Origin of the sequence: Patulibacter defluvii, assembly GCF_034096925.1 — a bacterium.
GTDB classification, from domain to species: domain Bacteria; phylum Actinomycetota; class Thermoleophilia; order Solirubrobacterales; family Solirubrobacteraceae; genus Patulibacter; species Patulibacter defluvii.
This window is the reverse complement of record NZ_JAWZSQ010000015.1, coordinates 19,811-40,834: the sequence shown is the minus strand read 5'-3', so window position 1 is coordinate 40,834 and position 21,024 is coordinate 19,811. Positions and strand designations below refer to the sequence as shown.

Annotated in this window: 18 protein-coding genes; 4 read left to right on the top strand and 14 right to left on the bottom strand. The window is 74.2% G+C overall.

Annotated elements, in window-relative coordinates:
- Positions 1–8: 8 nt before the first annotated feature.
- On the bottom strand, positions 9–1,232 hold the full coding sequence (efeO, locus tag SH587_RS15450) for an iron uptake system protein EfeO (RefSeq protein ID WP_320671530.1): 1,224 nt from the start codon (positions 1,230–1,232) through the stop codon (positions 9–11).
- Positions 1,233–1,275: 43 nt separating this feature from the next.
- Complete coding sequence (gene efeU, locus SH587_RS15445) at positions 1,276–2,169, bottom strand: iron uptake transporter permease EfeU (RefSeq protein WP_320671529.1); 894 nt, start codon at positions 2,167–2,169, stop codon at positions 1,276–1,278.
- A 226-nt stretch (positions 2,170–2,395) separates the two neighbouring features.
- Here efeU and SH587_RS15440 point away from each other — a divergent pair, with 226 nt between their 5' ends.
- Positions 2,396–2,788 carry a hypothetical protein gene (locus SH587_RS15440; protein ID WP_320671528.1) on the top strand — a complete coding sequence of 131 codons (393 nt, stop codon included), beginning with the start codon at positions 2,396–2,398 and terminating at the stop codon, positions 2,786–2,788.
- On the opposite strand, the gene SH587_RS15435 is transcribed toward SH587_RS15440, so the two are convergent.
- From SH587_RS15435 to SH587_RS15425, 3 genes are all read right to left on the bottom strand, one after another.
- Positions 2,766–4,058, bottom strand: a complete 1,293-nt coding sequence (locus SH587_RS15435; protein WP_320671527.1) for an RNA polymerase sigma factor — start codon at positions 4,056–4,058, stop codon at positions 2,766–2,768. The genes SH587_RS15440 and SH587_RS15435 overlap by 23 nt on opposite strands.
- 27 nt (positions 4,059–4,085) lie before the next feature.
- The gene (locus SH587_RS15430) at positions 4,086–4,517 is read right to left on the bottom strand and encodes a YciI family protein (RefSeq protein WP_320671526.1); all 432 of its coding nucleotides are present in this window, start codon (positions 4,515–4,517) and stop codon (positions 4,086–4,088) included.
- A gap of 156 nt (positions 4,518–4,673) precedes the next feature.
- Positions 4,674–5,045, bottom strand: coding sequence for a glyoxalase superfamily protein (locus SH587_RS15425; protein WP_320671525.1), 372 nt, complete (start codon positions 5,043–5,045; stop codon positions 4,674–4,676).
- A gap of 157 nt (positions 5,046–5,202) precedes the next feature.
- Between SH587_RS15425 and SH587_RS15420 the strand changes: the two genes are divergently transcribed.
- Positions 5,203–6,399, top strand: coding sequence for an aminotransferase-like domain-containing protein (locus tag SH587_RS15420; protein WP_375341773.1), 1,197 nt, complete (start codon positions 5,203–5,205; stop codon positions 6,397–6,399).
- A 9-nt stretch (positions 6,400–6,408) separates the two neighbouring features.
- Here SH587_RS15420 and SH587_RS15415 read toward each other — a convergent pair whose 3' ends face one another.
- The 8 genes from SH587_RS15415 to SH587_RS15380 all read right to left on the bottom strand — a co-directional run bounded on the left by SH587_RS15415 (position 6,409) and on the right by SH587_RS15380 (position 14,540).
- The gene (locus tag SH587_RS15415) at positions 6,409–7,488 is read right to left on the bottom strand and encodes a sulfate/molybdate ABC transporter ATP-binding protein (RefSeq protein ID WP_320671523.1); all 1,080 of its coding nucleotides are present in this window, start codon (positions 7,486–7,488) and stop codon (positions 6,409–6,411) included.
- Complete coding sequence (gene cysW / locus SH587_RS15410; RefSeq protein WP_320671522.1) at positions 7,485–8,321, bottom strand: sulfate ABC transporter permease subunit CysW; 837 nt, start codon at positions 8,319–8,321, stop codon at positions 7,485–7,487. The genes SH587_RS15415 and cysW overlap by 4 nt, the downstream gene beginning before the upstream one ends.
- Positions 8,318–9,172 (bottom strand): sulfate ABC transporter permease subunit CysT, encoded by an 855-nt coding sequence (gene cysT / locus SH587_RS15405; RefSeq protein WP_320671521.1) that lies wholly within the window; start codon positions 9,170–9,172, stop codon positions 8,318–8,320. Before cysT ends, cysW begins: the two co-directional genes overlap by 4 nt.
- Positions 9,173–9,175: 3 nt before the next feature.
- The gene (locus SH587_RS15400; protein ID WP_320671520.1) at positions 9,176–10,207 is read right to left on the bottom strand and encodes a sulfate ABC transporter substrate-binding protein; all 1,032 of its coding nucleotides are present in this window, start codon (positions 10,205–10,207) and stop codon (positions 9,176–9,178) included.
- A gap of 141 nt (positions 10,208–10,348) precedes the next feature.
- The gene (locus tag SH587_RS15395; protein ID WP_320671519.1) at positions 10,349–11,269 is read right to left on the bottom strand and encodes an alpha/beta hydrolase family protein; all 921 of its coding nucleotides are present in this window, start codon (positions 11,267–11,269) and stop codon (positions 10,349–10,351) included.
- 37 nt (positions 11,270–11,306) lie between these two features.
- Entirely contained in the window at positions 11,307–12,938 is a 1,632-nt protein-coding gene (locus SH587_RS15390; protein ID WP_320671518.1) for an SIR2 family protein, read from the bottom strand.
- Between the two features lie 37 nt (positions 12,939–12,975).
- Complete coding sequence (scpB, locus tag SH587_RS15385; protein ID WP_320671517.1) at positions 12,976–13,761, bottom strand: SMC-Scp complex subunit ScpB; 786 nt, start codon at positions 13,759–13,761, stop codon at positions 12,976–12,978.
- Positions 13,758–14,540, bottom strand: coding sequence for a segregation and condensation protein A (locus tag SH587_RS15380; RefSeq protein ID WP_320671516.1), 783 nt, complete (start codon positions 14,538–14,540; stop codon positions 13,758–13,760). Before SH587_RS15380 ends, scpB begins: the two co-directional genes overlap by 4 nt.
- A gap of 275 nt (positions 14,541–14,815) precedes the next feature.
- Here SH587_RS15380 and SH587_RS15375 point away from each other — a divergent pair, with 275 nt between their 5' ends.
- Both SH587_RS15375 and SH587_RS15370 read left to right on the top strand, forming a co-directional pair.
- Entirely contained in the window at positions 14,816–15,580 is a 765-nt protein-coding gene (locus SH587_RS15375; RefSeq protein WP_320671515.1) for a helix-turn-helix domain-containing protein, read from the top strand.
- Entirely contained in the window at positions 15,577–19,029 is a 3,453-nt protein-coding gene (locus tag SH587_RS15370; protein WP_320671514.1) for a hypothetical protein, read from the top strand. The genes SH587_RS15375 and SH587_RS15370 overlap by 4 nt, the downstream gene beginning before the upstream one ends.
- An 86-nt stretch (positions 19,030–19,115) precedes the next feature.
- Here the strand turns inward: SH587_RS15370 and SH587_RS15365 are convergent, their stop codons facing one another.
- The gene (locus SH587_RS15365; protein ID WP_320671513.1) at positions 19,116–20,963 is read right to left on the bottom strand and encodes a hypothetical protein; all 1,848 of its coding nucleotides are present in this window, start codon (positions 20,961–20,963) and stop codon (positions 19,116–19,118) included.
- Positions 20,964–21,024: the final 61 nt, after the last annotated feature.

Here is a 21,024-nt window from a genome sequence, read left to right as displayed (position 1 = left end):
GGTGGCTCCTAGTGGAGGACCTTGCCGGCGACGAGCGAGAGCGGCTCGGCCAGCCCGTCGATCTGCTGCGAGAACGTCTTGCGGTCCTCGTCGGACAGCTCGTCGTAGAGCGCGAAGCCGAGCGGGGTGTCGCGCTTGTACTCGTCCAGGCCCTTCTGGACGTCCTCGAAGCGGGCCCGGATCGTCGTCACCAGGTCGCCGGCGTCGCGCTTCTGCAGCGCCGGCACCAGCAGCTCGAAGGCCTTGCGAGCGCCCTCCAGGTTGCCCTGGAAGTCGGCCAGGTCGGTGTGCGAGTAGCGGTCCTCCTCACCGGTGATCTTCGCGTTGGCGACCTCGTCGAGCAGCCCGAGCGCGCCGTTGGCCAGCTGCGCCGGCTGGATCTCGAGCCCGTCGATCCGGCCGTCGAGCTTGCGGATGTCGCGCAGCAGGCGGGTGCCGTAGGCGGCGGTCCCGTCGGTGGTCTTCTTCTTCCAGAGGATCTGCTCGATCCGGTGGAAACCGGTCCACTTGGCCTTGTCGGCGACGTCGTTGACGCGGGCGTCGATCGCCGGGTCGAGGTCGCCGAACGACTCGGCGATCGGCTCGATCCGCTCGTAGTGCATCCGCAGCGGGCCGAACTGGTCCTTGGCGCTCTGGAGCTTGCCGGCCTTCAGCGCGGCGACGAACTTGGCGGTCCCGGCCACCAGCGCGGTCGTCTCGCCCTTGACGTACTTCTTGTACTCCTCGACGGCGGTCGTCAGCTCCGGGTCGTCGGCGGCGCCGGGCGTGTCGACCTGGCCCCCGCTGACGGTCAGCTTGCCCTTGTCGAAGTTCGGGTCGTCCTCGCCGTTGGCGGCCAGGATGCAGTTGAGGACGTACTCGCCCGGCTGCAAGGTCAGCGTGAAGTCGCCCGAGAGCCCCGGCGCCAGGTTCTCCTTCTCGCCGAGGATGATCCCGTCGCTGTTCTTGACCTCGAACTCGTCGACCTCGCTGCTCGACGGGTTGGTGGCGGCGAAGCGGACGTCGCCGGCCTTGACGGTGACCGCGTTCGGCGAGCAGCCCTGGTCGCTGATCTCGATCTTCACCTGCTGGACCCCGCCGCTGGTCTTGGCGGCGGTGGTCGTCGAGGCCCCGGTCGACCCGCTGCCGCCGCTGCTCTTGTCGTCGTCGCCGCAGGCGGCCAGGCCGCCGACGAGCAGCAGCGTGGCGGCGAGCGACGCGGAGCGGAGGACAGCCGTACGTGGGTGCTTCATGGGTACCTCGTTGTCGGTCGAGCGCGTCGCTCGAGGCGGGTGGCTAGGTCGTGGAGCTGGCGGCCGTCGCGGTCTCGCGCACGGGGCGCCGCCAGCGTTCGGGCCAGAGGACGAAGGCGAGCATCGGCACCGCGTAGAGCAGCCAGCCGATGATCTCGGCCCAGGAGGGGTGCGGACGGACGCCGAACATCGCCGTGATCAGGTTCGAGAGCGGGCTCTCGTTGCTCGGCGAGATCACGCCCGAGAGGTCGATCGGCGAGTGCTGGAGGCCGCTGTACCAGCGGGCCTCGAAGGCCGAGTGGGCGGCGTTGGCGACCAGCCCGGCGGCGACGACGACCAGGAACGCGGCGGTGATCCGGAAGAAGCGGGTCAGGTTCAGCCGCACGCCGCCGCGGTAGATCCCCCAGCCGATCAGGGCCGAGACGACCAGCCCGAGGATCGCGCCGGCGACGACCGTCCCGCGGGTCAGGCCGGCGGCGTCGAGGTTGTCGGCCTGCAGGTAGGGGACGATGAAGACCGCGGTCTCGAAGCCCTCGCGGAGGACCGCGAAGAACGACATCACGATCAGTGCCAGGACCGAGCCGGAGGCCAGCGCGGCGGCGGCGCTCTGGCGCAGCTCGCCGGCCATCGTGCGGGCGTGCTTGCGCATCCAGATGATCATCGTCGTGACCATCCCGACGGCGACCAGCGCGACGATCGTCTCGAAGCCCTCCTGCTCGCGCTGGGGCAGCTGGTCGCCGGCCACCTCCAGCCCGACGGCGACCCCGAAGCAGATCAGCACCGCCAGCGAGACCCCGACCCAGACCCAGCGGACGGCGTCCGGCCGACCCTGCTGGTGGAGGAAGGCGGCGATGATGCCGACGATCAGCGACGCCTCGACCCCCTCGCGGAGGCCGATGACGAACTGGACGATCGGGAGGGTGGCGGTCGTGATCATCGCGGGGCTCGGTCGGTCGGCGGTGGCGGGCGCCGCGCGGCATCTTAGGCGAGCCTACGCGTCGATGACGCCGTCCCCCCCACCCCTGAGCGGCAACCCGCCAGCCGCGCGGATCGCCCGTCGTAGCGGGGCAACGCCAGGACAGCGGCGACCCGCCACGATCCGCCGCCCGGCCGTGACCTCGCGGGTCATCGCGACGGCACGGCCGGCGCGCGACGATCGTCCCGTGACCGCCAACGACGCCCCCACCCCCGCCCCGCTCACGCGCAGCCTCGCCGCGATGGCCGTCGGCCGGATCGCGCTCGGCGGCGCCTCGCTGGCCGTCCCGAGCGCGCTCGCCCGCGTGTTCCGGATCAACGCCTCGCCCGAGCTGGACTACATGACCCGGATCTACGGCGCCCGCGCGATCGCGCTCGGCGTCGGCTACCTGTCGGCCGGCCGCGACCGCCGCCGCTGGCAGCGGCTGGGGCTGCTGGTCGACGGCAGCGACACGATCAGCGGCCTCGCGCACCTGGTCCGCCGCGACCTGCCGCGCGGCTCGGCGCTGGCGATGGCCACCCTGACCGGCACCTATGCCGCGCTCGGGGCGGCCCACGTCAGCCGCGACCGCGCGCGCTGACGCCGTCGGACGCGGCGGCGCAGGCGGCGGCCCGCTCCTCCAGCAACGTCCGCTCGCGCTCGTTGCTGGCCATCGCCGCCGCGGCCGCGAACGCCTCCCCCGCCTCCGCCGGCCGGCCGAGCTTCCGCAGCAGGTCGCCGCGGACGCTCGGCAGCAGGTGGTAGCGGCGCAGCGCCGGCTCGTCGGCCAGCTGCTCGACCAGCTCGAGCCCGGCGGCGGGACCGAAGGCCATCGCGACCGCGACCGCCCGGTTCAGCTCGACCACCGGCGAGCCCGTCATCCGCGCCAGCAGCTCGTAGAGGGCGGCGATCCGCGTCCAGTCGGTCTCGTCGGCGGTGCGGGCGCGGGCGTGGCAGGCCGCGATCGCCGCCTGCAGGCCGTAGGGCCCGAGCCCGAGCGCCTCGGCCCGCGCCAGCGCCCGCAGGCCGTGGCGGATCAGCGTCCGGTCCCAGCGCGAGCGGTCCTGGTCGAGCAACAGGATCGGCGTCCCGTCGCGCTCGACGCGGGCCCGCGCCCGCGACGCTTGCAGCTCCATCAGCGCCACCAGCCCGTGGACCTCGGCCTGCTGCGGGGCGACGCCGGCCAGGATCCGGCCCAGCCGCATCGCCTCGCGGCAGAGGTCGAGCCGCATCCACTCGCCGCCGGCGCTGGCCGCGTAGCCCTCGTTGAAGATCAGGTAGACGACCGCGAGCACCGAGGCCAGCCGCTCCTCCAGCTCGTCCGGCCCCGGCACCTCGAACGGGACCTCGGCGTCGGCCAGCGTCCGCTTCGCGCGCACGATCCGCTGGGCGACGGTCGCCTCCGAGGTCAGCTGGGCGCGGGCGATCGCGGCGGTCGTCAGGCCGCCGACCAGCCGCAGGGTCAGGGCCGCCCGCGCGGGCGGCGGCAGCAGCGGGTGGCAGCTGACGAGGATCAGCCGCAGGACGTCGTCGTCGGTGACCTCGCCGAGGCCGGCGGTCGGGTCGCCGGCGTCGGCCTCGCGCTCCAGCTCGCGGGCCAGCAGCTCGTGCTTGCGGTCGAGGTTCGCGTCGCGGCGGAAGCGGTCGATCGCGCGCCGCTTGGCGATCGTGGTCAGCCAGGCCCCGGGCTGGTCGGGGACGCCGGTCCGCGGCCAGCTCTCGAGCGCGGCGATCAGCGCCTCCTGGGCCAGGTCCTCGGCCAGGCCGACGTCGCGGGTCAGGCGCGTCAGGCCGGCGACGACGCGAGCCGACTCGATCCGCCAGACCGCCTCGACGGCGCGATGGACATCAGGGGCGGACCCTCCCGGCACGCCCCTGATTCCACCACGTCGCGGCGGCTAGCGCTGGTTCTCCTCCGCCTGCGCCCGGGTCCGCTCCTCCTGCTCGCGCAGCTCGGGGGTGAACGCCTCGCCGAAGTCCTCGGCCGTCACCACCTGGCGCAGCTCGATCTGGGACGCGACGTCGTCGGTGTTGGGGACCCGCTTGATCCACTCGATCGCCTCCTCCTTCGAGGCGACCTCGAGGATCCAGAAGCCGGCCACCAGCTCCTTGGTCTCGGCGAACGGCCCGTCGACGACGTCGATCGTGCCGCCCGGGGAGAAGTGGACGCGGGCGCCCAGCGAGCTGGGCAACAGCCCGGCGCCCTCGATCATGACGCCGGCCTTGACCAGCTCCTCGTTGTAGTCGCCCATGTCGCTCAGTAGCTGCTGGCTGGGCATCTTCCCGGCCTCGGAATCGGCGTTGGCCTTGATGATCGCCATGAAACGCATGCGTGCTCCTCGGGTGTGGTGGGCGGGGCCGCCGGTCCTGGTGACCGGCTCCGAAACCGCGCCGCTACTCCCGCGTCGAACGATCGCGTCCCGGATCGACAGCGGTCGACATCTTTATCGATCTTTTAGATATCGGCCGCCGCGACCGGCCGCCGCTCAGTCGCGCGCCGGCAGCTCCTGGACGGCCCAGCCGTTGCCGTCCGGGTCCTGGAAGAAGAGGAAGGCGCCCCACGGGAAGCGCTGGACCTCGCCCGGCTCGAGGCCGCGCCCGCGCAGCTCGGCCTGGGCGGCCTCGATGTCGGCCACCACCAGCTGCAGGCCCTGGACCGAGCCGGCCGGGGAGGCGGTCAGCCCCTCGCCGATCGCGATCGAGCAGCCCGAGCCCGGCGGGGTCAGCTGCACGAACCGCAGCTCGTCGCTGACCCGGTGGTCGTGGTCCAGGTTGAACCCGACCTGGTCGACGTAGAAGGCCTTGGCCCGGTCGACGTCGCTGACGGGGACGTTGATCAGCTCGAGCTTGAAGTCCATGGTGCGCTCCTCTGGTGTGGCGCGATCGGCGGTCCCGATCGACGGTACGGCGCAGCCTACGGCCGATTCCGGCCAGTTCCTGACCGCAATGATCCTGGTCCACCCGCCGGGTCGCGGCCCTGTCGCCGGACCAGCGATCGGACTATCCTCGCCCGCGATGCGCGGCCCGTCCGAACCGAAGGCTCCCGTGGCCGCGCGCCTGCGCGGCGTGGCGAGCTCACCGGTACGGGAGATCCTGGCCCTGACCGAGCACCCCGGCGTGATCTCGTTCGCCGGCGGCCTGCCCGCCCCCGAGCTGTTCGACGCGTCGGGTCTGCGCGAGGCGTTCGCCGCCGTGCTCGACGACGACAGCGCCGGCCGCAGCCTCCAGTACTCGACCACCGAGGGCGATCCCGAGCTGCGGCGGCGGGTCGCCGACCGGCTCAGCGTCCGCGGGCTGCCGACCGATCCCGACGGGCTGCTGATCACCAGCGGCTCGCAGCAGGCGCTGACGCTGATCGCCGCGGTCCTGCTCGAGCCCGGCGACCGGATCCTGGTCGAGGACCCCTGCTACCTGGCCGCGCTGCAGTGCTTCCAGCTGGCCGGCGCGGTGCCGGTGCCGATCCCCTGCGACGACGACGGGCTCGACCCCGAGGCGCTCGACCGGCTGGTCGAGGAGCACCAGCCGAAGCTGCTCTACACGGTCCCCACGTTCCACAACCCGACCGGCCGCACCCTGCCCGAGGAGCGGCGGGCGGCGCTCGCGCGGGTGATCGAGCGGCGCGGGCTGTGGACGATCGAGGACGACCCCTACGGCGAGCTGCGCTACGCCGGCGAGCCGGCGGTGGCCCTGGCCGCCCGCGACGGCGCCGCCGACTACGTGCTGGCGCTCTCGACCCTCTCGAAGGTCGCCGCCCCCGGCCTGCGGATCGGCTGGGTGCGGGCACCGGCGGCGCTGCGGCTGCCACTGACGATCGCCAAGCAGGCGGCCGACCTGCACTCCTCGACCGTCGACCAGGCCGCGACCGCGCGCTGGCTGGCGCACGTCGACCTGGACGCCCACCTGGACCGCCTGCGGACCGTCTACCGCGAGCGCCGCGACGCGATGCTCGAGCAGCTGCCGACCACCCTGCCGGCCGGCTCGACCTTCAACGAGCCCGCCGGCGGCATGTTCCTCTGGGTCCGGCTGCCCGAGGGCCACGACGCGACCGCGCTGCTGCCGAGCGCGCTCGAGCAGCAGGTGGCCTACGTGCCCGGCGCGCCCTTCTACGCCACCGCCGCCGATCCGCGGACGCTGCGGCTGTCGTTCACCACCCACGCGCCGACCGAGATCCGCCACGGACTCGACCGGCTGCGGGTGGCGCTGGGCGGCTGAGCGGCTGTCTCAGCCCGCCGGCGTCAGCGCCGGCTGACCGGTGCGGACGTAGATCCGCTGGCCGACGGCGAGGTCCAGCCGCGCCGCCTCGCCGCGGGTGGTCTGGGCCGAGAGCGGGCCGAACTCGGGATCGCTCAGGTCGACCCGGACCTCGAAGCCCAGGTGGACGACCCGCTCGACCGTCACCGGCACCGCGTCGCCGACCGGCTCGTGGGAGAGCACCAGGTCGTGGGGCCGCACCAGCCGGCCGCGGAGCCGCGCGGTCGGGCCGAGGAACGACTTGACGAAGTCGTTCGCCGGCTGGTCGTAGACCTCGCGCGGGGTCCCCCACTGCTCGATCCGGCCCTCGGCGAGGACCGCGATGTGGTCGGCGACGTCGAGCGCCTCCTCCTGGTCGTGGGTGACCAGGACGGTCGTCACGCCGGTCTCCGCCTGCAGCTGCCGCAGCCACTGCCGGAGGTCCTCGCGGACCTTGGCGTCGAGCGCGCCGAACGGCTCGTCCAGCAGCAGCACCTTCGGCTGCACCGCCAGCGCCCGCGCCAGCGCCATCCGCTGCCGCTGGCCGCCGGAGAGCTGGGACGGATAGCGGTCCTGGTACCCGGCCAGGCCGACGATCTCCAGCAGCTCGTCGACCCGGCGCGCGATCTCCGCCTTCGGCTGCTTGCGGATCGACGGGCCGAAGCCGACGTTGCCGCGCACCGTCAGGTGCTTGAAGGCGGCGTAGTGCTGGAACACGAAGCCGATCTCGCGCGCCTGCGGCGGCACGAACGTCACGTCCTCGTCGCCGATCCGGACCACGCCGGCGTCGGGCACCTCGAGCCCGGCGATCGCCCGCAGCAGCGTCGACTTGCCCGAGCCCGACGGGCCCAGCAGCGCGGTCAGCGACCCGCTCGGGATCGCCAGCTCGATGTCGCGCAGGGCGTGGTAGTCCCCGTAGTGCTTCTCGAGGCCGCTGACGGTGATCGCGTGCGAGCCGCCGGCGACCACCGAGCGGTCCCCGACCAGGCTGTGGAGCGTGTCCGCGTCGGGCACGGCGCCGTCGGCGGCGGCCGTCGTCGTCGTCGCGGTGGAGTCGAAGCGATCGGTCATGAGCTGTGCCTCTTGCGGTCGAGGACGGTCATCAGCAGCAACGTGACGACCGCGAGGATCATCAGCAGCGTCGATGCGGCGTAGGCGCCGAAGGTGTTGTGGTCGTCGATGTAGCGGGAGTGGACCAGCAGCGTCAGCGTCTGGGACTCGCCCGAGACGCCCGAGGAGACCATGATCACGGCCCCGAACTCGCCCAGCGCGCGGGCGACGGTCAGGACCACGCCGTAGGTCAGGCCCCAGCGGATCGCCGGCAGCGTGATCCGCCAGAAGGTCTGCCAGCGCGAGGCGCCGAGCGTGGCCGCGGCCTGCTCCTGCTCCTCGCCGATCTCGTGCAGGACCGGCTCGACCTCGCGGACCACGAACGGCAGCGTCACGAAGATCGTCGCCAGCACCATCCCGGGCAGGGCGAAGATCACCTTGAAGCCGGAGTCCTCGACGAAGCCGAACCAGCCGCTCGCGCCCCAGAGCAGGATCAGCGAGACGCCGACCACGATCGGCGAGACGGCGAACGGCAGGTCGACGATCGCCTGCACGATCCCCCGTCCCCGGAAGCGCCCGCGAACCAGCGCCAGCGCGGTCGCGATCCCGAAGACGACGTTCAGCGGCACCACGATCGCCACGATCAGCAGCGAGAGCGAGAGCGCCGAGACCGCCGCCGGGGTGGTGATCTGCTCCCAGAAGGCGTTGAAGCCGTGCTCGAAGGTGCGGTAGAGGATCAGCGCGATCGGGACCGCGACCAGGATCCCCAGGTAGGTCAGGGCGATCGTCCGCAGCGCCAGCCGCGTGCGGCGGGTGGGGCCGACCGGACCGCCGGTGCGCGCGACGGTGCTCATGCCCGCTGCTCCTCGCGGCGGGCCGCGCGGCCGCCGATCACCCGCAGCGTGAAGAGGACGGCGAACGCGATCAGCAGCAGCGCGACCGAGACCGCGGCCGCGTTGACGAAGCGGTCGACCTCGATCTGCTTCTGGATGTACTGCGACGCGACCTCGGTCTGCTTCGGGATCCCGCCGCCGATCAGGACCACCGAGCCGTACTCGCCGATCGCGCGGGTGAAGGCCAGGCCGGCGCCGCTGAGGATCGCCGGCAGCAGCGTCGGCAGCACGATCCGGCGGAAGATCGTCAGGTTGCTGGCACCGAGCGAGGCGGCGGCCTCCTCGACCTCGCGGTCGACCTCGATCAGGACCGGCTGGACGGCGCGGACGACGAACGGCAGCGTCACGAACAGCAGCGCGATCACCAGCGCCGGGCGGGTGGCGTTGAGGTGGATGTCGAACGGGCTCGACGGGCCGTAGAGCGACAGCAGCACGATGCTGGCGACGATCGTCGGCAGCGCGAACGGCAGGTCGATCAGGGCGTTGACGAACCGCTTGCCGGGGAACTCGTCGCGGACCAGGACCCACGCCACCAGGGTCCCGAGCACCACGTTGACGAGCGCCACGATCAGCGAGACGCCGACGGTCACCGTCAGCGCCGCGCGGGCGGCGGGCGCGTCGATCGCGTCGAAGAACCCGCCGAGGCCGTTGTCGAAGGCCTTGACCGTGATCGCCGCCAGCGGCAGCAGGACGATCAGGCTCAGCCAGAGGGTGGCGACGCCGAGCCCGAGGGGCCCGACGCCGCCGGCCGCGCGCCGTCCGAAGCGTCGTCTCGACGCTCCTGCGACGGCGGTCACGGTCGAGGACTCCATCGATCAGCCGGTCGCCGCGTCGTAGATCTTCGCGATCGAGCCGTTGTCCGGGTCGAACAGCTTCGGGTCGACCGTCTTCCAGCCGCCGAGGTCGTCGATCGTCCAGAGCTTGTCCGGCGCCGGGAACTTGCTCGCGTACTCCTTCGCGACGGTCTCGTCGACCGGGCGGAAGCCGGCCTCGGCCCACAGCTTCTGGCCCTCGGGCGAGAAGTTGAAGTCGAGGAAGGCCTTCGCCTGCTCCGGATGCTTGCTGTTGTTGAGGACCGCGATCGGGTTCTCGATCTTGAACGTGGTCGGCGGGGTGACGTGCTCGACGTCCTCGCCCTCGCCCTCGATGAAGAGCGCCTCGTTCTCGTAGCTCAGCAGCACGTCGCCGGTGCCCTGCAGGAAGGTCTCCGTGGCCTCGCGACCGGACTTCGGCTGGACCTTGACGTGGTCGTCGACCAGCTTCTTGACGAAGGCCAGGCCGGCCGCGTCGTCCTTGCCGCCGTCGCTCTTGGCCGCGTAGGGGGCCAGCAGGTTCCACTTGGCCGAGCCGGAGCTGAACGGGTTCGGGGTCACGACCTCGACCCCGGGCTTCAGCAGGTCGTCCCAGTCCTTGATCCCCTTCGGGTTGCCCTTGCGGACGACGATCGTGACGACCGAGCCGAAGGCCAGGCCCTTGTGGTGGGCCTCGTCGTTCCAGTCCTCGTCGACCGTGCCGGCCTTGACCAGCCGGGTCACGTCGGGCTCGACCGAGAAGTTGACGACGTCGGCCGGGGCGCCCGCCTCGACCTTGCGCGACTGGTCGCCGGAGGCGCCGTAGGACTGCGCGAAGGTGACGCCCTTGCCGGCGTCGGTCTTCTGGAAGGCCGGGATCAGCTTGTCGAAGCCGACCTTGGGCACCGCGTAACCGACCAGCGAGAGCTTGACGCCACCGCTGCTCGCCTCGGGCTCCGGCGCGTCGCTGGTGCTGTCGCTCGAGCCGCCGCAGGCCGCCAGGACCAGGGAGACGAGCGCCAGCAGCAGCGCGGTCGGAAGAGTTCTTGAACGCATGGATTCTCGCTTTTGTCGAAACCCGATCGGACATCGATAGTTGATCGGGGTTCGGCATATTAAGCACAACGGCGGCGTTTGGCCACCGGGCGCGGAGGTCCGGGCGTCGATGAAACGTTTCGCGAGCGCTGGAGCGGCGACTCAGCCGCCGCTGCCGGGCTCGTCGACCCGGCCGGCGGTGGTCACGCGCGCGTCGCGCAGGCGCGGCGCCGCCGACGGGCGGCCGGCGCGGCGGTCGGCGGCGGCGTCGAGCTGCCCCACCAGCCAGTCGACCTCGCGCTGGCGGAGCACGTTGGCCGTGTCCGGGCTGACCTGGACGTGGCCGAAGACGGTGGTCCCGAAGTCCGGGTCCGAGGCGTAGGTGGTGAGGCTGGCGCTGGCTCCCACCACCTGCCGCATCCGCTCGATCTTCGCGTAGGGGACGATGAAGTCGTCGGTCGCGCCGGTCAGCAGCATCGGCAGCCGCCGGGCCGAGAGGTCGCGGGCCCAGCGCAGCGGCGAGTGCTCCCAGCGGCGTGCGCGGCTGCGGCCGTAGACCCGCTGGACGAGCGCGTTGGCGCCGCGGTTGATCTCGCTCCGGCGGAGGTCGATCGCGGGAGCCTCGAGCGCCAGGCAGCTGATCGAGCGCCGCTCGGCGACCAGCGTCGTCGCCGCCACCGCCCCGGCCGAGCCGGCGTGGACGCAGACCGGCACGTCCGGGCCCACCAGCCGCTGCAGCCGACGGTAGCCGCGCTCGACCGCGGGCGTCTGGTCGCGGCCGACCGCGACCTCGACCACCCCGAGCGCGACCCGGCCGCCGAGCCGGAAGCGGACCCCGCGGTAGAAGCGGTCCCAGCCGTAGCGGCGGGCGTTCGCCTCGCCCCCGATCCGCCAGCCGCCGCCGTGGACGTAGAGGATCGCCCCGGTCGCCGGCCCGACCGCCGGCAGGTACTGGAGGCTGCCCGGCCCGCGGCCCTCCTGGAGCGGCGCGTGGGCCTGGTCGCGCTCGATCGCCGGCGCGCCGCCCGCGATCGAGAGCGCGGTGGCGACCGACGCGGTCAGGGCGGTCAGCGGAACGGCCATCGGCGTCGGATCGTCGCAGACCGCGCGCAGCCCGCGCTCAGCCCGCCCGCATCCGCTCCAGCCAGCGCCCGACCGCCGCCGCGGCCGGGTCGGCCGGGTGCTCCGGATCGTCGCTCCGCAGCAGCGGCGCGACCTCGTCGGCGAACCGCCGCAGGGCCCCCGCCAAGCGCCGCTCGCGGACCGTCAGGGCGCCGTCGAAGGTCGGGTCGAGCAGGTGCCCGAGCGGGTCGACGGCCAGCATCCCGAGCGCATCGAGGGCGATCTCCAGCCGCCGCGCCGCCGGCGCCGTGCCCGCCCGACCCTCGCCGTCCTCCGGCCGCCGGGTCGAGACGACGTCGAGCTGCCCGCGCCACAGCTCGGCGGTGACCGCGTGCCGCGAGGGCGAGAGGCTGGTGGCGTAAGCCCCGTCGTGCTCGCGGACCTGGGCCGTCTCGTCGAGCACCAGCCGCACGTCGTGGGCGATCCGGTGGAAGGTCTCGTCGCTGAGCCCGAAGCCGACGAACAGCATGTGGCGGGTCAGCAGCAGCGCCTGGACGATCCCGGCCAGCGCGTTGCGCTCGGCGCCGAACCGCAGGTAGTCGTCGCGGGTCAGGACCACCCCGTGCAGGCGGCCGTCGCGGACCGTCCCGTGGAGCTTCACGATCCAGTGGTCGGCCCCGGCCTGGCCGTCGAGCGGCAGAACGGCGATCCGGCCGGCGCCGGCGTCGCGCCAGGCCCGCTCGAAGAGGTCGTCCCAGTTGGTCGAGGCCGCCTCGACCACCGGCAGCGAGGCCAGCAGCTGGTGCTGGAGCGCCACCCGCGAGGCCGCCGACAACCGCCCGAGCAGGAACCGCTCCAGCTCGCCGGCACCGAGCCGGGTCTGGATCAGCGCCGCCCGGTCGCGCAGGTCGAGCCGGTCGAGGGCGCTGCGGTCGGCCTCCATCCCGGCCTGGGCGATCAGCTCGTCGAGCAGCCCGACCCACGACGGCAGCCCCGCCCCCATGCTGACCCCGGCACCGACGAACGGCACCAGCCGGCCGTCGCGGGCGTGGCGGGCCAGCTCGCGGACGCGGGCGTCCAGCTCCGGCCCCAGGCGGGCGGCGAACTCGCGCTCGGCCCCGGCCGCGCGCCGCGCCCGCTGGGCGGCCGCGTAGTGCTCGTGGTCGAAGCAGACCAGCGCCACGTCGGGACCGTCCGGCCGCTCGGCGAGCCCCGCGCGGGCCGCGTCGAGCTGACCGGCGAGGACCGCGCCGCGGACCTCGCGGCCACCGCCGGCCCCGACCCCGACCGTCGGCAGCGCCACCAGCGGCCGCGGGCGCGGCAGCTCCAGTCGAGAGGTCGGCCCGCGGTCGCCGCCGGCGACCAGCCGCTCCAGCTGCTCGATCGCGGTCGCCGCCGCGCGGGCGCAGGCGGCGACGTCACCGTGCGGCGCCCCGGTGTCGCAGGCGACCACGCCCGGCCCGTCGCCGTCGGGGGCCCGCAGGACGGTCGCGCCGCTGGTCGCCAGCTCGGCCCGGGCGGCCTCGTCGAGGCGGCCGCCGGCGAGCCCGCCGCGGCCGCGGCCGAGATCCTCCAGCACCGGCACCCACGAGGCGGTGACGCTGCCCTCGCGGTCGGTCGGCAGCACCCAGCCGTCGCAGTGCAGCGCGGTCAGGTCGCCGCGGGTGACGAAGAGGTGGCGGTCCGGCATCCCGCTGCCAGCGTCGCAGACCGACGCCGGCGGTTCGTCACTCGACCGTGATCGGCCCGGCCGCCGGGGCGTCGCCGGGCTCGTCCGGGTCCTCGTCCTCGTCGTCGCCGTCGTCGGCGGTCGCGGCGTCGGCCGGCGGGCGCGGCGCGGTGGTGCCGTCGGAGAGGCCGGTCTCGTCGTCGCCGTCGGGGTCGAACGACGGCCGTTCGCCCGGGTCGTCGCCGCTGGTCGGGTCGACGCCGGAGCGGGCGTCGCCGGCCCGCAGCAGCCGATCGCGCAGGTCGGCGGTCTCCTCCGGGCTCGGATCCCACGACGCCGGATCGGGCAGGTCGCCGATCCCGTCGAGCCCGAACAGCTTCAGGAACAGCCCGGTGGTGCGGTAGAGGACCGCGCCGAACTGCGAGCGGCCGGCCTCCTCGATCATCCCCCGCTCGACCAGCGTCGCGCAGGCCGAGTCGGCCGCGACGCCGCGGATGCGGGTGATCTCGGGTCGGCTGACCGGCTGCAGGTAGGCGATGATCGCCAGCGTCTCGGCCTGAGCCGGGGTCAGCGCCGGGGTCCGCGGGGCGGTCAGCAGCCGGCGCGCGGCGGGCTCCGTCTCGGGCGCGGTCGAGAGCATGAAGCCGCCGCCGATCTCGCGCAGCAGCAGCCCGCGGCGCCCGGGCGCGTAGGCCGCCCGCAGCTCCTCGATCGCGCCCGCCAGGTCGTCGGCCCAGACGTCGCAGGCCGCGGCCAGGTCGTCGATCCCGACCGGCTCGGAGGAGAGGAAGAGCAGCGCCTCGATCGTCGAGGCCAGCCCGCTCTGCCCGTCGTCCCCGCTCACGCGACCTCGCGCTGCTCGGCGGCCGACCAGCGGGCCGCGCCGGGAGCGACGCCGGCGACGTGGATCTCGGCGAACGGCTCGGTCTGCTGCCAGTCCGCCTCGCCCTGCTTGTACAGCTCCAGCAGCGCCCAGAGCGTGACCGCGACCGTCGTCCGGTCGGCGCCGGCGACCGCCTCGCTGAAGGTGAAGGTGCCCCGCCGCAGCAGCGAGCGCAGGTGCGACAGCCGCTCGGGCAGCGTCACGCGCGCGATCGTCACGTGGTGGAGCGAGACCTGCGGCGGCATCCGCAGCAGCCCGGCCAGCGCCTTGCCCAGCCGCCGCGGGTCGTGGACGGCGACCGCGTCGGCCTCGGTGAAGCGGCGCAGGTGGGCGGGCAGCGGGGCCTGGCGGAAGCGCTTGCCGTCCTCCTGCTCCAGCCGCTCGATCAGGTGCTCGGCGGCGGCCTTGTAGCGGCGCGCCTGCAGCATCCGCTCGAGCAGCTCCTCGGCGGCCTCCTCGGCCGGCAGGTCGTCGAGCTCGTCGGACTCCTCGCGCGGGAGCAGCAGCCGCGACTTCAGCTCCAGCAGCGCCGCGATCAGGACCAGGAACTCGGTCGCGACCTCGAGGTCCAGCTCGCCGCGCGACTCCAGGTGGTCGAGGTAGGCCAGCACGACCTCGGCCAGGTCGACCTCGAGCAGGTCGACCTCCTCCTTGAGGATCAGGGTCAGCAGCAGGTCGAACGGCCCGCTGAAGACCTCCAGGTCGAGCTCGAGACCCGCGACGTAGGCGGTCGCGCGCACGGGGGAACCGTAACGGGAGCCGCGGTCGTCGCGATCCGCGGTGCGGGAGCGGTCGGCGACGGTCGCGGCGCGACGGCGTCGGCGGGTGGCGGCGGCCCGGCGGATCGTCGTCTCGCCACCCGGCCGCCGACGCTCCGTCGATCGAACGTCTCGATCCCGTCGAGTCGCCGTTTCGTCGGCGCGACCCCGCCGAGACGGCGATTCGACGTCGGCCGGGCGTTGCCGAGCAGGCAACGAATTGCCGCGCGCGAGCGCCCGCGCGTACGGTGCCCCGCATGTCGCGTGCGCTGCTGCGGGGGCTGGCCCTGCTGGAGACCCTCGGGGACGAGCCGATCGGCGTCCGCGAGCTGGCGCGGCGGCTCGACGTCGACAAGGGCGCCCTCTCGCGCACGCTCGCCGCGCTGGCCGACGACGGCTGGACGATCCGCGACGCCCGCGGCTACCGGCTCGGGCCGCGGGCGCGGGCGCTCGGGGCCTCGGCCGAGCAGCGCGCGGTCGGCGATCGCGCCGCCCGGATCGCCCGCACCCTGACCGAGCGGACCGGGCTCAACGGCTACGTGCTGCTGCTGGCCGGCAGCGGCGTGCTGCTGCTGGCCGCGACCACCGGCGTGCACGTGCCGTCGGGCCGCGGCTGGCGGATGCGGGACGAGGTCTGGGCCACGGCCGGCGGGATCGCGCTGCTGGCCCAGCTGCCCGAGGACGAGGTCGCGCGCTTCGTCGACCAGGACCCGTGGCCGCTGGTCGGACCGGCCGGCCCCCGCGACGCCGGCGAGGTGCTCGAGGCGGTCGCCCGCGCCCGCGCCGGCGAGACCGCCTGCGAGCGCCGCTGGACCTCGATCGACAACGCCTGCCTGGCCCGCCCCTGGCCGGCGCTCGGAGCCGACGTCCCGGCCGCGCTGGCCGTCGGCGGCTTCGTCGAGGACGTCGACCACCGGCGCCCCGAGCTGGAGCGGCTGCTCGACCTGGCCGTCGCCCCCGGAACCACCCGCAGCGCGCTGGCCGCGGCCGACGCGTCCGCCCCCGTCCGAAGGACCGCATGACCCCCCGATCAGGCCCCCCGCTGCGCACGGCCGTCGCCGTGACCGCGGCGCTGCTGCTGGCCGCCCCCACCCCCGCGCTCGCCCGCCGCACCGCCACCACCCCCGGCTTCGACGGCCCGACGAAGCGGATCAGGACGACCGCACCGGCGACCCCGGCCCCGACGCCGCCGCTGACCCTGGCGCCCAGCGGCGATCACCCGCACGCGATCGTCGACGGCGCCGGCACCGCCTACGTCACCTGGACGGCCAACGGCGCCGGCCCCGGCGGCGAGGACGCGATCGGCTTCTGCCGGATCCCGCGCGCGGCGAGCGGCTGCGACAACCCGCCGGCGACCCGGCTGCTGGTCCCGCAGAAGGGCTACGACAGCGGCGACAGCCCGTCGGCGAACCTCGAGCTGAGCCGCGGCGCGCTGCCGGTGATCCTCGGCCAGCAGCTGGCGATCGTCTCGACCCGCTACCCGACCCGCTACCCGCTGCCCGGCGGCGGCGAGTCCGACACGACGACGATCCTCTACGTCTCCGACGACGGCGGCACCAGCTTCAGCGGCGGCGCGCCGACCGCGACCGGGCTGGTCGCCGACGGCGAGGCCGTCGCCTTCGGCAGCGAGAGCGCGCCGCGGATCGGGGTCCTGTCCGGCCCCCGCGGCGACGGGATCGACTTCCAAGCGATCGCGCCCGGCAGCTTCACCACCGCCGTCGCCCGCCTGGCCGACGGCGTCAGCGGGGCCGACGCGCAGCTGACGGCGCTGCCCGACGGCGGGCTGGCCGCCGTCTTCGGCACCGGTCCCGGCCGCTTCGGCGTCCGCCGGCTGCCGGCGGGGGCCGCGAACCCGAACGACGCCGCCAGCTGGAGCCCGACCGAGAGCTTCAGCGGCTACGACCCATCGATCGCGGCCGGTCCCGGCGGCGCGCTCTACGTCACCAGCCGCGAGTTCAGCGACCTCGGCGTCTACCGCGTGCGGCGGGTCGGCGGCGGCGACCTCGGCCCGCTCCACCCCCAGACGCTGGCCAGCGCCCGGATCGCCGGCGGCGGTGGCGCGCTCACCGCGGCCTACCTCGATCCCGGCGGCACCCGCGACGCGGTCAAGGGTCACGTCGGGCTCTCCGTCCGCCGCAGCGCCGCCGGCGACGGCCGCTTCGGCGCCGAGCAGCGGATCACCACCACCGCCGACGTCCACGAGCTGTCGTTCCAGGCCGCGCCCGACGGCGGCGGCTTCGCCGTCTGGCGGACCAGCGACGCCGGCGCCGGACCGATCCGCGGCCACTTCCTGGGCCGGCTCGGGCGCAGCGCGCTGCCCGGCCTGCCGACCACCGCCCCGGGGGCCGGCTCCGACGTGCCGGTCAGCTCCTCCTGCCGCAGCCGCCGCTTCGGCAAGGTCACGCTGACGGTCGAGTCGGGCTGCTTCCTGAGCGGCAAGCGCGACGGGCGGACGGTCGCCGTCGCCGAGGGCCCGCTGACCCTCAACGGCCTGCGGATCACCCCGCTCGGCAGCACCCAGCTGGTCTTCGACCCCAGCGACCGCGAGCTGTACACCAGCGGCAGCGGCAGCGCCCGGGTCGAGATCCCCTCGGCCAGCGGGTCGATCGTGCTCTGGCAGGGCGGGCTGCGGCAGAAGCTCGGCTCCGGCAACGGCCAGCGGCTGCTGAACTTCGACGGCAACGCCTTCAAGGTCACCGTCAAGGGCCTGCCGGCGGTCGGGGCGATCGAGCCGCTGATCGACGGCGACGGGGTCCGGATCCCGCTGGCGCTGGCGCTGCCGACCGTCTTCGGCGACATCACCGGCCAGGCCACGCTGCGGGTCTCCGCCGACGCCGGGCTCGACCTGCAGAGCCTCGACCTGCGGGCGCCGAGCATCGTGGTGCCGCCGATCGAGATCAGCGACCTGCGGCTGAGCTGGCGGGCCGAGGGCGACCGCTGGCAGGGCGGGGCGACGATCGCCCTGCCCGGCGGCGCCTCGCTGACGACCGAGGTGGCGGTCGCCGGCCGCAAGCTGGTGTCGATCCGCGCCAGCTACTTCCCGACCTTCCCCGGGATCGCGGTCTACCCGCAGGTGTACCTCCACCGGGTCGACGCCGGGATCGGCTTCGGACCGCTGCGCCTCAGCGGCGGGGCCGGGGTCGGGGCCTTCCCCCTGCTGCCGCCGTCCCACGCGGGCACCTCGGGCACCTACCTGGTCGACCTCAACGGCTCGCTGACGGCGGTCTTCGGCGATCCGTTCGTGCTGCGCGCGACCGGCGACCTGTCGATCCTGTCGACGCTCGACGTCGCCCACGCCGGGTTCGAGTTCTCGACCGCGGGCTACGCTCGCTTCAAGGGCCGGCTCGGCGCCTTCGAGGCGACCCGGCCGTTCGCGTACCTGGGCGTCGAGACGTCGCTCTACGTCGGCAGCGGCGGGATCCAGGGCAAGGCGGCCGGCGAGGCCTGCGGCCTGGGCAAGTGCGTGAAGCTGGCCGAGATCGTCGCCTCGCAGAAGGGCATGGGCGGCTGCGGCACGATCCCGCTGCCGACCTGGGATCCGCCCTTCGTCGAGCTGGCCACCGGCAGCGTCACCTACGAGTGGGGCGACCTGCTGCCCGAGTTCGACAGCGGCTGCGACCTGTCGAACGTGACGATCGCCGGCGCTCGCCAGGCCGGTGCCCCGCACCGCTTCGCGGTCCCGGCCGGGGCCAAGCGGGCGACGATCAACCTCCGCGGCGAGGGCGGCGTGCCGGCGGTCGACCTGATCGATCCGGCCGGCCGGACGGTCGCGCCCGAGGCCGAGGGCGACCGGATCGCCACCGGCGCCTCGGAGCCGACCCGCTCGCGGGTGATCGTGCTCGGCGATCCGGCCGCCGGCAGCTGGCAGGTGGTCCCGCGGGCCGGCTCGCCCGCCGTGACCCGGATCCGCGCCTCGGTGCCGGCGCGGGCGCCGAAGCTGCGGGCGACGGTCGGGCGGGCGCGCAAGGGCAGCCGCACGATCCGCTACCGGCTCGACGCGGTCCCGGACGAGAGCGTCTCGTTCGTCGAGCGGACGGCCCGGGGGACGGTGCCGCTGCGCGGCGGCGGTCGCCGCGGCACGGTCCGCTTCCGGCCCAACCCGCTGGTCCCCGGACGGCACGTGATCGAGGCCCAGATCAGCCAGGGCGGGATCGTCAAGCACACCCGGGTGGTCGGGCGGTTCGTGCAGCCGCGGCTGCGGGTCGGCGTCGCGCGGCAGCTGCGGGTGCGGCGCCGGGGCAGCCGGCTGGAGGTGCGCTTCCGGGCCGCGGGCTCGGGTCTGCGGCACGCCGTGCTGGTGCGCTACGGCGACGGCGCGCGGACGGTGGTCGTGCTGCCCGCCGGCCGCACGGTCGCGCGGCTGCGGGCGCCGCGACGGGTGGTGCGTCCGCGGCGGACGACGGTGACGGTGCGAGCGCTCTCCCCCGCCGGCCGCTACGGCCGCGCGGCCCGCGCCGGCCTCCGCCGCTAGGCGGAAGCGCCGGCCCGGGCCGCGCGGTCCCCACCGCTTGTGACGTTCCGGTCGACCAGCGACCGGAACGTCACAGTGGACGGCGGCTAGAGCAGCCGCAGCCCGAGGTCGGTGGCCTCGATCAGGTAGCCGTGACCGGCCGCCGGATCCTGGGTCGCGCTGCCGTTGAAGCGGGCCGTGTAGCCCAGCGACAGCAGCGACACCAGACCGTTGACGAAGTCGCCGCAGTTGGCGACGCCATCCGCATCGGTCTTGGCGGTGCACGAACCACCGGCACCGGTGAACGTCACGTTCTCACCCACGACCGGCTTGCCGCCCTCGTCGGTCAGACGCGCCGCGAACGTCAGCGTCACCCGCGCCAACGGCACGAGCGGCAGCAGACCCTTGCCCGGCTTCGCCGGCAGCACCGCCAGGATCGACGGGTAGATCCGCATCCCGGCCTTCGACTTGCGCACCGTGTAGGTGACGGTCTTCTCCGTCACCTTGCCGTGCTCGTCGGTCGCCTTGACGGTGAACGTGTGCGTGCCCGGCGTGGTCGTGTCGATCGGCTGACCGTTCGGCGTCGTCGCCTCGCAGCTGGTGATCGCCGCGCCGTTCGCACCCTCGCAGGTGTACGCCGCCGGCACGTCCTGGCCCGCGTAGTACTCGGCGCCGTCGGTCGGCCCGGTCACCGTCACCGACGGCGGGTCGAGCGGCTGCGCGCAGCCGGTGACGGCCTGGGCCAGGCCCCAGCCGCTGGCCGAGCCCGAAGGCAGGGCGTAGCCGTTCAGCTGCAGCTGCGGATCGGTCGCGTCGTCCGGCGCGTCGATCGTGCTCAGCGTCGCCGCGCCGCGGTTGGCGACGTACATCTTGCCGTCCGGAGCGAGCCGGACCGCGCCGCCGTTGCCGATCGCGCCGAGGAACTGCTCGCTGGCCTTGATCCCGGTCGCGTCGCTCGGATCGCTGATGTCGTAGCGCAGCAGCGAGGCGCCGCCGAAGATCCGGGTCGCGTACAGGTAGTCGCCGCTGGGCGAGAAGTCGGCGTAGTAGCCGTTGCTGCCGTTGGCCGTCGCGGTGTCCCACTCGGCGGTCTGGGTCAGCGCGCCGGTGGTGGCGTCGAAGTCCATCAGCCGCAGGCGGGCGGGCTGGCTGCCCGACGCCACGTTGCCGCTCATCAGCGCGACCCGCTTGAGGTCCGGGCTGACCGAGAGCGAGCCGAAGCCGTTGAAATTGTTGTCCGGCATCGTCGAGACGACGGCGGTGCCGGTGACGGGGCCGTTCTCGTCGAACTCGTAGGCCAGCACCTCGGGACCGCCCTGGGTGTTGGTGATCACCCAGAAGCCGGTGCCGTCGTCGTTGGGCACGGCGGTGATCGCCTCCGACGCGGTGCCCGCGGCGCCCAGCGCCACGTTCTTGGTCGCGGTGACCTCGCCGAGACCGCCGTTGGCGGTCATGTCGACCACCGAATAGGTCAGGTCGCCCTTGCCGGGACCGGAGCCGTGGTTGACCGTCGCCTCGGCGCTGGTCGTGACCACGAAGTAGCGGCCCGGATGACCGATCGCCGGGAACGCCGCGACCGTCTGCGTGGCCGAGTCGTTGCCGAGCAGGCCGGTGCCGTTCGGCATCACGTCGCTGTTGCGGTCGTAGACCTGCTGGCCGTTGGACCAGAACAGCAGCTCGCCGCTGGTGTCGGTGACGACCGTCGCGCCCTCGACGGCGGACTTGGTGCCGACCGACGCGGTCGCCGTGTTGCCCGTGGTGCCGAAGTCGATGTGACCGCGGGTGCCGAAGAACCAGTGCCGCTGCGTGGCGCGGGTCTGCTCCGGCGTACAGGTCTGGAGCGCCGGCGCGGCGCTGGCCGGCCCGGCCATGGCCAGCGTCGCGCTCAGCGCGGCGACGGCCGAGACCGCCAGGCGCCGAGCTCGGCGCGCGGCCGAGGGACTGAACGTCCTCATTCGGGTTTCCCCCCTTGGTGGAAATGTCCACGCCCACGGACCCATCGACCGCGAGCGCTCA